Source organism: Pseudomonas sp. P5_109, assembly GCF_034009455.1.
Classification (GTDB): domain Bacteria; phylum Pseudomonadota; class Gammaproteobacteria; order Pseudomonadales; family Pseudomonadaceae; genus Aquipseudomonas.
Window position 1 is genome coordinate 4,252,346 of sequence record NZ_CP125380.1, and the last position, 14,041, is coordinate 4,266,386.

At 62.5% G+C, this 14,041-nt stretch carries 9 protein-coding genes and 1 pseudogene; 7 read left to right on the plus strand and 3 right to left on the minus strand.

What is annotated here, in order from left to right:
- The first annotated feature begins 22 nt into the window (after window positions 1-22).
- Window positions 23-2,410 carry a DUF3772 domain-containing protein gene (locus QMK54_RS19020; RefSeq protein WP_110662546.1) on the plus strand — a complete coding sequence of 796 codons (2,388 nt, stop codon included), beginning with the start codon at window positions 23-25 and terminating at the stop codon, window positions 2,408-2,410.
- A 1,051-nt stretch (window positions 2,411-3,461) separates the two neighbouring features.
- Here the strand turns inward: QMK54_RS19020 and QMK54_RS19025 are convergent.
- Together QMK54_RS19025 and QMK54_RS19030 are read right to left on the minus strand one after the other, a co-directional pair.
- Entirely contained in the window at window positions 3,462-4,952 is a 1,491-nt protein-coding gene (locus QMK54_RS19025; protein ID WP_223594240.1) for an aldehyde dehydrogenase family protein, read from the minus strand.
- 136 nt (window positions 4,953-5,088) lie between these two features.
- Window positions 5,089-5,478: a c-type cytochrome gene (locus QMK54_RS19030; protein WP_320401123.1), complete on the minus strand. Its 390-nt coding sequence runs from the start codon at window positions 5,476-5,478 to the stop codon at window positions 5,089-5,091.
- Window positions 5,479-5,760: 282 nt separating this feature from the next.
- Between QMK54_RS19030 and QMK54_RS19035 the strand changes: the two genes are divergently transcribed.
- The 6 genes and pseudogenes from QMK54_RS19035 (at window position 5,761) to QMK54_RS19055 (ending at window position 13,259) form a co-directional block, all read left to right on the plus strand.
- A complete protein-coding gene (locus QMK54_RS19035) occupies window positions 5,761-7,083 on the plus strand; it encodes a hypothetical protein (protein ID WP_320401124.1) in 1,323 nt (440 codons plus the stop codon).
- A 273-nt stretch (window positions 7,084-7,356) separates the two neighbouring features.
- A pseudogene (locus QMK54_RS31250) lies at window positions 7,357-7,866 on the plus strand (cache domain-containing protein); the annotation flags it as partial.
- A 144-nt stretch (window positions 7,867-8,010) separates the two neighbouring features.
- Window positions 8,011-9,264: a methyl-accepting chemotaxis protein gene (locus tag QMK54_RS31255; protein ID WP_411740863.1), complete on the plus strand. Its 1,254-nt coding sequence runs from the start codon at window positions 8,011-8,013 to the stop codon at window positions 9,262-9,264.
- A gap of 366 nt (window positions 9,265-9,630) precedes the next feature.
- Complete coding sequence (locus tag QMK54_RS19045; RefSeq protein ID WP_320401125.1) at window positions 9,631-10,944, plus strand: amino acid permease; 1,314 nt, start codon at window positions 9,631-9,633, stop codon at window positions 10,942-10,944.
- Entirely contained in the window at window positions 10,937-12,217 is a 1,281-nt protein-coding gene (locus QMK54_RS19050) for an aspartate aminotransferase family protein (protein ID WP_320401126.1), read from the plus strand. Before QMK54_RS19045 ends, QMK54_RS19050 begins: the two co-directional genes overlap by 8 nt.
- Before the next feature lie 10 nt (window positions 12,218-12,227).
- Entirely contained in the window at window positions 12,228-13,259 is a 1,032-nt protein-coding gene (locus QMK54_RS19055; RefSeq protein ID WP_223594252.1) for a phosphotransferase enzyme family protein, read from the plus strand.
- Between the two features lie 192 nt (window positions 13,260-13,451).
- Here QMK54_RS19055 and QMK54_RS19060 read toward each other — a convergent pair whose 3' ends face one another.
- Window positions 13,452-13,748 (minus strand): DUF6124 family protein, encoded by a 297-nt coding sequence (locus QMK54_RS19060; protein ID WP_110661798.1) that lies wholly within the window; start codon window positions 13,746-13,748, stop codon window positions 13,452-13,454.
- Window positions 13,749-14,041: the final 293 nt, after the last annotated feature.

Genomic DNA, 14,041 nt, shown 5'->3' on the forward strand with positions numbered 1-14,041 from the left:
TAACAATCCGTCGAGCTCGCCGATGCGCAATGTATGGAAGTCAATGATCTGCCTCGCTTTCGCGCTGCTGGCGGCAAGCCCGGGATGGCTGTTGGCGGCGCCCACGGCCGACACCCTGGCTCCCAATCCCACGACCCCGGTCATCAGCATCGCCGACGACGAACTGCTGGGGTTGCAAAACCAACTCAACAGCCTCAAGCAGCAGGTGTCCCAGGCGAGCAACTACACCCAGCTGGAAAGCTCACAGGACCTGGTGCAGGTACTGATTCAGGACATTGAACGCCTGTCCACATCGCTGCTGCCTGGACAGACGCAGTTGCAGGCACAACTCAACGTGCTGGGACCCGTGCCGCTCGCCGAGAACGCCCAGATAACGTCTGCCATTACCACCCAGCGAGACACCCTCAGCGAGCAAAAAAGCAAGATCGATGGCCAACTCAAAACCCTGGCCGCGCTGAAAATAAGTGCCGCCGAGCTGATCACCCAGATTGGCAGTATTCGGCGAAGCCTGATCGAAGCGGAAGTGACCCAGCAAACCAGCAGTATCTTGAACCCGGGCTTCTGGTCGCCATTGTTCGATCTTCCGTACGATGACCGCCAACGTTTCAATACGCTAATCGGGCAACTCGACGCCACGCACCGGGCCGCCTGGCAACCCGGACAACGCGGGATCACCGCCGCCCTGCTCCTGCTCGCCCTGGTCATCTGGACCGTGGGGCGAAAGCTCGCCGGCCGGTTTCTGGCATGGTTGTGCATCCATCGAATGCCTGAAGGGCGGTTGCGGCGCAGCTCCCTTGCGCTGGCTTCGGTAGTGGCGACGGTGCTGAGCGCCGGCATCGCCCTGCAACTGCTGCACTTTGCCGGGACCCGCCAACTGCCCTACTCGCCGCTGCTGGCCGACCTCGCGCAGTACCTGGAAAAGCTGGCCTATACCTGCGTGCTGATCACCGGATTGAGCCGCGCACTGTTGTCGACCAAACACCCCTCCTGGCGCCTGCCCGACATTGCCGATGAGGTGGCACTGGCGATGGAGCCTTATCCGCGGTTGCTGGCAAGCCTGTTGCTGGTACTGGTGACCCTGGTGCAGATGAGCAATGTCACCGGCATGAGCGCCGAAGTGGTGTTGTTCGGCCGGGGCATCGTCGCGTTGGTCGCGGCGCTGGTGATCGGCGCCCTGCTGTTGCGCGTCAGCAAGACTCGCCGGGAGCTGATAGTCGCCGGCGAAGCCCCCGAAGGCGTGACGACTTCCGCCGGGCTGATTTATGCGCTTACCGGCGCAGCCGTGGTGGTGTCCCTGCTCGCCCTGGTGACAGGCTACGTGACGATGGCCCGTTTCATCACCTATGAAATGGTCTGGGTCTTCATCATCTTCTCCGGTTTCTATCTGCTCACCCAGGTTTACCAGGACACCTGCGACTACCTTTTCTCGCCCCGACAAGCTGCCGGCAAGGCGATCAAACAGCTGCTGGGCATCGGCAACCCGCGACTGGAGCAGATCTGCACGGTGTTCTCCGGAGCAGGCCGCGCCATCCTCATGCTGATCGGCGTCATCGCCCTGTTTGTCGGCGGTGTGGGGACGACGCTCGGACAACTGGTCACCGGCACCGTAGCCATCCTCGGCGGTGAAGGGCTGCGCAAGCTGAACATTGTCCCGGACAACCTGCTGCGTGCCTTCCTGACGCTGATGATCGGCGTCTACCTGATTCGCACGCTACGCCGTTGGCTGGACAAGGAGTTCCTGCCGAAAACCGAGATGGACCCGGGCATGTGCGCCTCGCTGAGCACGCTGTTTGCCAACATCGGCTACGCCTCGGTGGTGCTCCTCACACTGTCGTCGCTTGGGATCAAGTGGACCAACCTGGCCTGGATCGTCAGCGCCTTGTCGGTGGGTATCGGCTTTGGTCTTCAAGAGATCGTGAAGAACTTCATCTCCGGCCTGATACTGCTGACCGAGCGCCCGGTGAAGGTCGGCGACCTGATCAGCATCAGTGGCGTGGAAGGCGATATTCGACGGATCAACGTGCGGGCCACGGAAATACAGCTAGCCGACCGCTCGATCATGATCGTACCCAACTCGCACCTGATTTCGCAGAACCTGCGCAACGTCACCCTCGGCGGCAGCGCCCAGGGCGTGGTGATTCTCGAACTGATGTTCCCGCTGGATATCGATCCGGAGCTGGTGCAAAACCTGCTGATGGACAGCTACACCGAGCATGAATCCATTCTGGATAAACCGGCGCCGTTCCTGCGCTTCAGTCAGCTCAAACCGGAAGGCATCACCCTGACAATCACCGGTTATGTCGGCAGCCCACGCACGGTCGGCGCGATCAAGAGCGAGCTGCTCTTCGAGATTCTCAAACGGCTGGGCGCCGCCGGGATTGAACTGGCGAAACCGCCACCGGCAGCGTGATTGAGGGAGCGAGATGCGGCGATCCGACGTAAATCAAACGGTAGGAGCTGGCTTGCCAGCGATGGTCGTTAACGATGACGCATGTGAGCAGGATAAACGCGGCGCTGTAGGAGCTGGCTTGCCAGCGATGATCGTTAACGATAACGCGTGTGACCTGGATAAACGCGGCGCACTTGCGTCCATCGCCAGCAAGCCGGCTCCTACAGTTTGGTGTTCACATCATTTCGACCCGGATGCGGTCCCTTGTAGGAGCTGGCTTGCCGGCGATGGTCGTTAACGATAACGCGTACGAACTGGATAAACGCGGCGCACTCGAGTCCATCGCCAGCAAGCCGGCTCCTACAGTTTGGCGTTCACATCATTTCGACTCGGACGCGGTCTCTTGTAGGGGCTGGCTTGCCGGCGATGGTCGTTAACGATAACGCGTGTGAACCGGATAAACGCGGCGCACTCGAGTCCATCGCCAGCAAGCCGGCTCCTACAGTTTGGCGTTCACATCATTTCGACTCGGACGCGGTCTCTTGTAGGGGCTGGCTTGCCGGCGATGGTCGTTAACGATAACGCGTGTGAACTGGATAAACGCGGCGCACTCGAGTCCATCGCCAGCAAGCCGGCTCCTACAGTTTGGCGTTCACATCTCGGACGCGGTCCCTTGTAGGAGCTGGCTTGCCAGCGATGATCGTTAACGATAACGCGCATGAACCGGATAAACGCGGCGCACTCGAGTCCATCACCAGCAAGCCGGCTCCTACAGTTTGGCGTTCACATCTCGGACGCGGTCCCTTGTAGGAGCTGGCTTGCCAGCGATGGTCGTTAACGATAACGCGCATGAACCGGATAAACGCGGCGCACTTGAGTCCATCGCCAGCAAGCCGGCTCCTACAGTTTGGCGTTCACATCTCGGACGCGGTCCCTTGTAGGAGCTGGCTTGCCAGCGATGGTCGTTAACGATGACGCATGTGAGCGGGATAAACGCGGCGCAATTGAGCCCATCGCCAGCAAGCCGGCTCCTACAAGACCGCATTAACCTGACGTCGCTCCCACAGGTTTATCAATGCGCGATACACACCGATTTAAGCTCGGTGTAAGCCTCGATCACCGCACGCCCAAACTCACGCCCCATGCCCGATTGCTTGACGCCCCCGAACGGCATCGCCGGGTCGAGCAGCACGTGGGCGTTGACCCACACCGTACCGGCTTCGATGCGCGGCACCAGGTTCATCGCCTTGCCCAGGTCATTGGTCCACAGGCTCGCGGCCAGGCCGTAGCGGTTGTCGTTGGCCAGTTCGATCACGGCGTCTTCGTCGTCGAACGGCATCACGCCCAGCACCGGGCCGAACACTTCTTCACGGGCCACGGCCATGCTGTGGTCGATGTCCGCCAGAATGGTCGGCTGCACGAAGAAACCGTCGCCTTCGAGCAGCTCACCACCCGTCACTACGCGCGCACCTTGCTGGCGGGCCAATTCGATGTGCTTGAGCACGCTTTGTTGTTGCTTGCGCGACACCAGCGGGTTGATCGCCGCGTCACAGTTCATGCCGGCGCCGATCGGCATCGCCGAGACGGCGGCGGCCAGGGCTTCGACGAATTGGTCGTGGATCGAGCGGTGTACGTAGAAGCGCGACGCAGCGGCGCAGACCTGGCCGTTGTTCAGCAAGCCACCGAGGATCGCGCCTTGCACGGCTTTTTCGATGTCGGCATCGGCGAGCACGATCATCGGGTTCTTGCCGCCCAGTTCCAGGGAGAAGCGCGTCATGTTTTCCATGCACGCCACACCGACACTCTTGCCCACGGCGGTGGAACCGGTGAACGACACCTTGCTCACCAGAGGGTGCGAAGTCAGCACACCGCCGACCGAGGCACCACCACCGGTAACCACGTTGAACACGCCGGCCGGGATGCCCGCTTGCAGCGCCAGCTCAGCCAGGCGCATGGCGGTCAGCGGGGTTTCCATCGCTGGCTTGATGATCACCGTGCAACCGGTGGCCAGGGCCGGCATCAGCTTCCAGGTCGCGATCAGCAGCGGGAAGTTCCACGGCACGATGCCGACCACCACACCGACCGGCTCACGCTTGGTGAACGCGGTGAACTTCGCGCCCGGTGGCAGCGGGATCGACACGTCGAAGGTCTGGCCTTCGATCTTGGTCGCCCAGCCGGACATGTAGCGCATGAATTCCACGGTGGCGTTCAAGTCCAGCGCGCGGGCCATGTTGATCGATTTGCCCTGGCTCAGGGTTTCCAGCTGGGCCAGCTCTTCGGCGTGTTCTTCGACCAGGCGAGTAAAGTTCAGCAGGATGCGTTCACGGTCGGCCGGGCGCAGGTTCGACCACACGCCGGACTTGAACGCCTTGTGCGACGACTGCACGGCGCGCTCTACGATCTCCAGCGGCGCATCCAGGGTTTCGCACAGGGTTTGCCCGGTGGCCGGGTTGACCACGGCGATGCTGTCGCCCTCGGCAAACACCCACTGGCCGTCAATGAAGCAGCCGTGACGACGCTCGAGGAATGCAGCAACCTGGGGCAGGATTTCAACGTTGCTCATAAATCACCTTTCATTCAGATGCAGGAGCCGGCTTGCTGGCGATAGCGTCTTGACGGGCAGTGCAGGACTCAAGGCCGTCTCGCTGGCAAGCCAGCTCCTACAGGGGTGGTTGGTTGTCAGGCGGTAATCCGTCTGATCAGTGTTGTTCTTTGAGCAAGCACGCGACCGCCTGGCGGTCGTCGGCGGACGCCAGGCCCATGTACGGCATGTAGGTGCCCGGCACGAAGGCCTGGGGCTGGGTGATCAATTGCGTGATGTTCTCGGCCTGCCAGTCGACGTCTTTGTCGCGCATGGCCTGGGAGTAGCTGAAACCCGCCAGCGAGCCGGACTTGCGCCCGTACACGCCGAACAGGTTCGGCCCCATCATGCCGGTCGTGCCCTTGGTCACCGCATGGCAGACACTGCACTCGGTGGCAAACACTTCGGCACCACGACGGGTATCCGTGGCGCACTCGGCGGCAGACACCGCCTGAACCAGGGTGAACGACAGCAAGCCGATGAGGGGCAAACGCAGCGAAGTGAACATAGGAAAACGACCTTGAAAATCCACGCGTTCGTCAGCAGACGAACACCAACACTAAAAATGCCGAGGCAACGGTGCTTCGGCAGGTTGGTAGGGATTGTCGGTGGTCGCCGGCACGCAGGTTTTGCCCTGCGTGCCAGTTGTGTTGGCCGGGCTGCCAAACCGGCCAATCTGGCATGCACAACCAACTAATTGGCAAACAGGGAAAAGGGCAATCGAAAGCCGCGCCTTAGTATCCGGGCAGACCGCAAACCTGCGCTCAAGAACAAGAACGGATGCCACACCATGCTCAAGTCCCCCTTGCTTCGTCTCACGACGCTCGCGCTGATGATCAGTGCCGGCAATGCCGGTGCCTATGAACTCTACGCCGATGACGACAGCCACCTGAACGCTACCCTCGAAGCCGTGTTCGGCATTTTCCATAGCCAGGAAAACTACGCCCTGTCCGGCCGCCTCAGTGAAGGCAGCTCGTCGTGGCGCGAGGGCTACATCAAATACGGCTTGAGCTTCGATCAAGGCCTGGGCGGTGTGGGCACCGCGTACGGCGCGGGCAACATGCTCAGCTCCGGCACTTGGGGTGACGGCGATGCCGCCGGTTTCAGCGATGGCTCCGAACGCACCACCAAGTTCGAAGATGCCTACCTCGGCTGGCGCTCGGCCGACCTGTTCAGTGCACTGGGCAAGGACGGCGTCGACCTGTCCTTCGGCCGTCAGAACATCGTGGTCGGTGATGGTTTCCTGATCGACGGCGACGCGCTGAACATGGGCAAAGGCCTGGCCGACGGCGAGTTCAACCGTGGCGGCGCCTACTACCTGGCGGCGCGCAAAGCCTTCGACGAAACCGCCGTATTGCGTCTGGGCGGCAAGGAAGGCTGGCGCAGCGACCTGATGTGGCTAAAATCCGACAACCGCGCCCAGGCCAAGACCGAAATGTACGTCGGCACCCTGGAGCACGTGGCCGAGGCCGGCACAGTCGGCCTGACGGTCATCAAGACCACCGATATCGACGAACAGTACGCCTCGCCGATCCAGCTCGAACGCGACGGCATGAAGACCTACAGCCTGCGTGCGGCGGGCAACGCCGGGGTGAAAGACCTATTCCTGTCCGGTGAGTACGCCAAGCAGGACAAACCCAACACCTCCAGCGAAGACGCCTGGTACCTGGAAGCCGGCTGGACCTTCTCCGACGCGCTCTGGACGCCGAGCGCCAGCTACCGCTACAGCCGTTTTTCGGAAAACTACGACACCCTGTTCTACGGTTTCAGCCGTGGCTATGGCACCTGGTTCCAGGGCGAGGTCGCGGGCAACTACGCCGGGCCGTTCAACAGCAACTCGCGCATCCAGAACGTCACGCTGAAAGTCTCGCCGCTGGGAAACCTCAACGTCGGCGCGATGTACTTCAACTACGACACCATCGACCGCAACCTGGGCAACACCGATGGCCACGAAGTCGACCTGTACGCCGAATGGCACGTCAACGACCACCTGACCGTGATGCCACTGGTGGGCATCTACCAGCCGGACAAGAGCGCCGAAAACGGTGGTACCCAACTGGGTAACAACGACAGGAACGTCTACGCCCAGGTGGTGTTCGCCACCGGTTTCTAATCTCGGCCGCGGGCAGTGGCCACGCCATTGCCCGCGTGGAAAAAGGTATTTCCAATGCGCAGAACATTCCTGACGATCCAGAGCAAGATCGCCCTCCTCGCCGGCCTCTGCCTGCTGCTGGTCGTCGGCTTGTTGATGGGGCTGTCGCTCTATCAGACCCACAAGAGCAGCCAGCAAGTGGCCGAGGCCAGCGGCGACATGCTCGCCAATGCGGCCAGGGAACACATGCAGGCCCTGGGCAAAGTGCAGGCCATGCAAGTGCAACGCACCTTCATGCAGACCCACGAATACGGCCAGGGGTTATCGCGGTACCTGTTGTACCTGCGACAGCTGCAACAACGGGGCAGCCTGACCCGCCCGCAACTGCGCAAGGAACTCAGCACCCAGCTTCATCAAGCCTTGATCGACAAGCCCGACCTGCTCGGGCTTTATGTCATTTTCGAACCCGGTGGACTCGACGGTGCCGACGCCGACTTCGCCGGCCAGGCTGCCTTGGGCAGCAATGAAACCGGTCGATTTTCGCTCTATTGGGTGCAGAGCAAACCGGGCGAACTGCAAGCGGTCATCGGCGACGAAGGCCTGCTCGCCAACACCGAGCCAGGTCCCAGCGGCGCACCGTACAACGCCTTCTACACCTGTGCCCGTGACACCGGCCAGGCCTGCGTGCTGGAACCGTATTTCGATGAGGCCTCCGGCAGCCGCAAGCTGGTGACCAGCGTGGCGTTCCCGTTGATGGAGAACGGCAAGGTCATCGCGGTGGTCGGGCTGGACATCAACCTCGCCGCCCTGCAACAAAGCAGCGAGGCCAGCGCCCGTGAGCTGTTCGATGGCAACGGCCAGATCAGCATCGTCAGCCCGCGCGGGGTGATCTCCGCCAACAGCCAGGACGTCGGTCGCCTCGGTCAACCGATGGACAACGCCGAGGTGATGGACAGCCTGCGTCAGGGCCAGCCCAAAGTGTTTGTCGACGCCCGACAAATCAAGGTGCTTGAACCGCTTTCACCGATTGCCGGTGCCGCGCCTTGGGGCGTGCTGGTCGGTGTGCCGCAGAAGGTGTTGCTGGCGCCGGTCACCACCTTGCAGAAAGAGCTCGATGCCCAAGGCGTGCAAAGCACCGCGCTGGAACTGCTGCTCGGCGGCGGCTCGGCCCTGCTCGGCCTGCTGCTGATCTGGTACACGGCGCTGCGCATCACCCGGCCGCTGCAGGTGCTGACCCGGGTCATGGAGGATATTTCCCTGGGCGAAGGCGACCTGACCCGGCGCCTGCAAGTGCAATCGCGGGATGAAATCGGGCAGCTGGCGACGGCGTTCAACCGCTTTGTCGAGCGCATCCACCATTCGATCCGCGAGGTGTCGTCTGCCGCCCTGGGCGTCAATGAAGGCGCACGGCGCGTACTGGATGCTTCGAACTCCTCGATGAGCAATTTCGACGATCAATCGACCCGCACCAACAGCGTGGCGGCGGCGATCAACCAGCTTGGCGCTGCCGCCCAGGAGATCGCCCATAACGCCTCGGATGCCTCGCAACAGGCTTCGTCTGCCCGCCAGCAAGCCGAGGATGGGCGTCAGGTGGTGCAGCGCACGATCGAGGTGATGAACGAGCTGTCCGGCAAGATCAGTGCCTCGTGCGCCAACATCGAAGTGCTCAACGACAAGACCGTGAACATCGGGCAGATCCTCGAAGTGATCAAGGGCATTTCCCAGCAGACCAATTTGCTCGCGCTCAACGCCGCGATTGAAGCGGCGCGGGCCGGTGAAGCGGGCCGTGGGTTTGCAGTGGTGGCCGACGAAGTGCGCAGCCTGGCCGGACGCACCCAGGCCTCGGCGCTGGAGATCCAGCAGATGATCGAGGAACTGCAAGTGGGCGCGCGGGAATCGGTCACCACCATGACCGAAAGCCAGCGCCACAGCGAAGAAAGCGTCACCATCGCCAACCTCGCCGGCACCCGCCTGGGCAGCGTGACCCAACGCATCGGCGAGATCGACAACGTCAACCAGTCCGTCGCCGCCGCCACCGAGGAACAGACCGCCGTGGTCGAAGCCCTGAACGTCGACATCACCCGGATCAACACCCTGAACCAGCAAGGGGTGGAGAATCTGCAATCGACATTGCGCGCCTGTACCGAGCTGGAGCAACAGGCCGGGCGATTGAATCAGTTGGTGGGGAGTTTTCGGATCTGAGATTTGGGTTGCCTGACACACCGCCTTCGCGAGCAAGCCCGCTCCCACATTTTTGATCTCTGCCGTGCACAAAATCCGTATACACCGCAGCCCCCCTGTGGGAGCGGGCTTGCTCGCGAAGAGGCCGGCACATCCACCATCACCATCACCTGTCACCCCCCCCATCGTGAGCAACCCGGATCCCACATTTGGCACCCACAACCAATGACATGGCATGCGCGCACACATACCCCGCCGCGCCCCCGGCGTAGTATCGAAACCGACCTTCAGGGCACAACCCGCTCCAGGGTGTCCTGCAATGCAACGCTCAACCCCTCCATTTCTCACTAAAACAATAAATCGGCCTTCGGGTCGCGGGAGATTTCTGTGCTCAAGAAAAGTGCGCTGGGCTGGCCCAAGATTGCCGGCCTCGGAATTGCGTTGGTGGTGGCCGGGCAGTTTTCCGGTTGGAACTTCGGGCTGGCGGCCGGTGGCTGGTTGAACATGCTGATCGCCACGTTGCTGATGGCCCTGCTCTGCGGTGGCCTGGCGTTGTGCGTGGCGGAGCTGTCGACGGCGCTGCCCAGCGCCGGCGGTGTATTCGTCTATGCGCAAAGCGCTTTCGGGCCGTTCGTGGGTTATCTGGTCGGCGTGGCCTGCGCACTGGCGCTGACCATTGGCACCGGCGCGGCAGCGACGTTCATCTGCGCCTACACCGAGTCGATTTTCGGCCTCGGCGGCTGGCCGGTGAAGATCGCCCTGTTCGCGGTGATCATCGGCATCCACATGCGCGGCGTCGGTGAGGCCATGGGCCTGACCTTCATCGCAGGCATCATCGCCGTGGTCGCCTTGCTCACGTTCGGCGTCGCCATGGCACCCCATGTCGAACTGACCAATCTGCTGGCATTGCCGGCCAACGTGGCAACGCCGGTGAGCCTCGGCGGTATCTTCGCCTGCGTGCCGTTCGCCATCTGGCTGTTCATCACCGTCGAGCAAACCGGCTCGGCCGCCGAGGAGGCGCACAACCCCGGCCGCACCATGCCCCGCGGCATTCTCGCAGCCATCGGCACCTTGCTGGTGACCGCGCTGGTGGTGCTGGTGTGCGCACCGGGTGCCGGTGGCGTCGAACTGGTCGGGTCCGCGGGTGATCCGTTGTACGCGGCGATGTCCAGCAACAGCGCCTTCGGTGACGGTTCGTGGCTGGCCAAGGTGATTGGCTGCGGCGCGGTGTTCGGCTTGATCGCGACCTTCTTTTCCCTGGTCTACGCCGCTTCCCGGCAACTGTTCGCCATGGCCCGCGACGGCCTGTTCCCGCAATGGCTGGGCAAGACCGGCAAACGCGGCACGCCCTGGCCGGCGCTGTTGCTGATCGGTGCCATCGGCCTGCCGCTGTCGGAAGTGGACCCGGCCACGGTGATGCTCGCGGTCGTGTTGCTGCTCAACGTTTGCTACCTGTTCATTTTCGGCGCGTACCTGCGCATCAAGACCAGTCAACCGGACCTGCCACGCCCGTTCACCCTGATCGGCGGCAAACAGGTTGCGTGGCTCGGCCTGACCCTGACGCTGGTGGTGATCGCCGCCTGCTTCCAGCTCGACATGCTGATGCTGATCGCCCTCGCCGTGACCTTCACCCTGTGCATTTTCAATTACCTGCTGCGCAACCGTCGCACCACCGCCATCGAGGTTCCAGACCATGCCTGAAGACACTCTCCTGCAACGCCGTCATCGCGTGCTCGGCAGCGCCTCGCCGCTGTTCTATGACAAACCCTTGCACCTGGTGCGCGGCGAAGGCGTCTGGCTGTTCGATGTCGACGGTCGTCGCTACCTCGACGTCTACAACAACGTGCCCTGCGTCGGCCACTGCAACCCCCACGTGACCGAGGCCATGCACCGCCAGGCGACCACGCTGAACATCCACACGCGCTACCTGGATGAGCAAGTGGTGCGCTACGCCGAGCGCCTGACCGCGACGTTTGGCGAGTCGCTGGACACCGCCATGTTCACCTGCACCGGCAGCGAGGCCAATGAGCTGGCACTGCGTCTGGCACGCTTTGCCAGTGGCGGCACCGGCATCATCGTCAGCGACTACAACTACCACGGCAACTCGGCATCGCTGGCCGAAGTCACCACCGCCCTGCCCTCGCCGGAACCCTTCGCCGCCCATGCCCGGGCGGTGCCGATTCCGTGCCTGTACCACGCACCGGCCGGTACCACGGAGGCGCAACTGGCCGAGCAGTACGCGGCCAATATCGCGGCGGCGATTGCCTCGATGCAGGCCCAGGGCATTCGCCCGGCCGCGCTGCTGATCGACACCCTGTTCGCCAACGAAGGCCTGCCGCGGGTGCCGGCCAGATTCGTCAACAAGGCGGCAAAGCTGATCCGCGATGCCGGCGGCCTGTTCATCGCCGACGAAGTGCAGTCCGGTTTCGGCCGTACCGGCGATCACCTGTGGGGGCATCAGGCCCACGGCGTGGTGCCAGACATCGTCACCCTCGGCAAGCCGATGGGTAACGGCTATCCACTGGCCGGGCTGATCACCCACAAGGCCTTGGTCGAGTCCTTCGGGCGCCACGCCATGTACTTCAACACCTTCGGCGGCTCGCCGGTCGCGGCAGCGGTCGGCATGGCAGTGCTGGATGTGATCGAGGAACAGCAATTGCTGAACAACGCACAAAGCGTCGGTGCCTATGTGCAGCAACGCCTGCAAGTGCTGGCCGGCAAGCACTCGATCATCGGCGACGTGCGCGGCAAGGGATTGTTCTTCGCCATGGAACTGGTGCGTGACCACGCCAGCAAGGAGCCCGCCGGACTGGAGGCGCGCAAGGTGGTCAACGACATGCGCGAGAACGGCGTGCTGATCAGCAAGATCGGCGCCGGCGACAACATTCTCAAGCTACGCCCCCCGCTGGTGTTCGGCCGCGATCACGCCGACCTGTTCGTTGACACGCTGGATAACGCGCTCAGCGCGATTTGAGGCTTTTGCCATGACTGAATTCCACAGCCCTGCATTCTCTACCTTGAGCCATGACCAGCAAGTCGCCCGCCTGCACGAACTGGCGCGCCATGCCCTGCAACAGTGGGAAGGCGAGTTCGCTGACATCGAACTGGTGAAATTCCGCGAGAACGCGGTGTTCTCCGCCCGCCGCCACGACGGTCAGCGGGTGGCCCTGCGCATCCATCGCAATGGCTATCACTGCGAAGCCGCGCTGCGTTCCGAGCTGCAATGGATGGAGGCGCTGGCCGGCGCCGGCATTACCGTGCCGCAAATCATCCGCGCGCAGAACCAAAGCCATCTGATCGAAGTCACCCATCAAGACATCGGCGAGCCACGCCACATCGACATGCTCGCCTGGCTGCCCGGTACAACTGCGGGCACCTCGGAAAACGGGGTGCAAGCCGATACCGAAATCGATTTCCTGTTCAAGGAAGCCGGGGCAATTGCCGCGCGAATTCACCTGCATTCGGCGCAGTGGCAACAGCCGGACGAGTTTGTCCGGCATGCCTGGGACGAGGAAGGCTTGATCGGTGCCAACCCGTTCTGGGGGCGTTTCTGGGAACTGGAACAGCTCAGCGCTGAGCAGCGTGATCTTCTGCAACAGGCACGGCGTACGGCACGCAAGGACTTGCGCCAATACGGTCGCCACCTGGGCAACTTCGGCATGATCCACGCCGACCTGGTGCCGGAAAACCTGCTGATCGAAGGCCCGCGCCTGCGCCTGATCGACTTCGACGATGCCGGGTTTGGCTGGCACATGTTCGAGTTGGCCACGGCGCTGTACTTTTGCCTGGATGACCCGCGTTACGAGCAGATCAAGGCGGCATTGCTCGACGGCTACAACGCGATCAAGCCGCTGACCGAGGCGGATCGCAAGACCCTGGCGTTGTTCCTGATGCTGCGTGGCACCACGTATCTTGGCTGGATTCACACCCGCCAGGGCACGCCGACGGCGATCGAGATGGCGCCGATGCTGATCGAGCGGGCTTGCTTGTTGGCTCGGGAGTATTTGCATTCATAACTGAAGACACCGCCACACCTGTGGCGAGGGGGCTCGCCCCCGTTGGGTTGCGAAGCAGCCCCAAAATCAGCAATCCCGGTTCTTCAGATGTACCGCATTGACTGGATTTACGACTGCTGCGCAGCCGAACGGGGCGGTGCGGCGTTCCGACAAGCCCCCTCGCCACAGGATTAGTTTCTGCTTCAAAAGTGGCTATCCCGCCGGGTCAAGCCTGTCCAGCGCCCGATTCACCGCCAACTCCCCCAGCATGATCACTTGCGCGATGCCCAGCAGGGTGTTGCGGTGCGTACCTTGCAGAAAACCCGCCAGGTCACTGGCCATGACACTCGCCGAGGCCAGCGACTCACAGGCGTGGGCCAGCAGGGTTTCGATATCGATGTCGGGGTTGATGGTGAACAGGGTGGAGGGTTTGTGCGGGGTGGCCATGATGTGCAAGGCCGGGTTGGGGCAAGCGTCGTTGTCCGGTGGATCGGGGGTAACTTTCAACATGATTCGAACTCCAGAAACTTGGAGCCGTCACCGAATCGCTGCTAAACGAAGGGGTGGCGGCTGTACGCAGGTTAGCAGACCGGGGAGTTACGAAACCGGCGCGCCCGAAGGCGCCCTGCGCACAGCTGCCATCAAGTGCAGGGATGGGGAATACCTGACTGTCTGGACTGCAAATACGCTTCATAACACCCCGGGCTGCTAAACCCGATCACTGGGAATCAGTGACGCGGACCAAGTTACCGATGGCGTCCAACGCGCACAAGCCGGCGGATTCTGGCGTAGCTGTAGGCAAT

What these genes read in the sequence shown, in the direction of transcription:
- QMK54_RS19020 (WP_110662546.1), top strand. Translation starts at nt 23, where the DNA reads ATGCGCAATGTATGGAAGTCAATGATCTGCCTCGCTTTCGCGCTGCTG.
- QMK54_RS19025 (WP_223594240.1), bottom strand. Translation starts at nt 4,952, where the DNA reads ATGAGCAACGTTGAAATCCTGCCCCAGGTTGCTGCATTCCTCGAGCGT.
- QMK54_RS19035 (WP_320401124.1), top strand. Translation starts at nt 5,761, where the DNA reads ATGCTCAAGTCCCCCTTGCTTCGTCTCACGACGCTCGCGCTGATGATC.
- QMK54_RS19055 (WP_223594252.1), top strand. Translation starts at nt 12,228, where the DNA reads ATGACTGAATTCCACAGCCCTGCATTCTCTACCTTGAGCCATGACCAG.
- QMK54_RS31255 (WP_411740863.1), top strand. Translation starts at nt 8,011, where the DNA reads ATGGACAGCCTGCGTCAGGGCCAGCCCAAAGTGTTTGTCGACGCCCGA.
- QMK54_RS19050 (WP_320401126.1), top strand. Translation starts at nt 10,937, where the DNA reads ATGCCTGAAGACACTCTCCTGCAACGCCGTCATCGCGTGCTCGGCAGC.
- QMK54_RS19060 (WP_110661798.1), bottom strand. Translation starts at nt 13,748, where the DNA reads ATGTTGAAAGTTACCCCCGATCCACCGGACAACGACGCTTGCCCCAAC.
- QMK54_RS19030 (WP_320401123.1), bottom strand. Translation starts at nt 5,478, where the DNA reads ATGTTCACTTCGCTGCGTTTGCCCCTCATCGGCTTGCTGTCGTTCACC.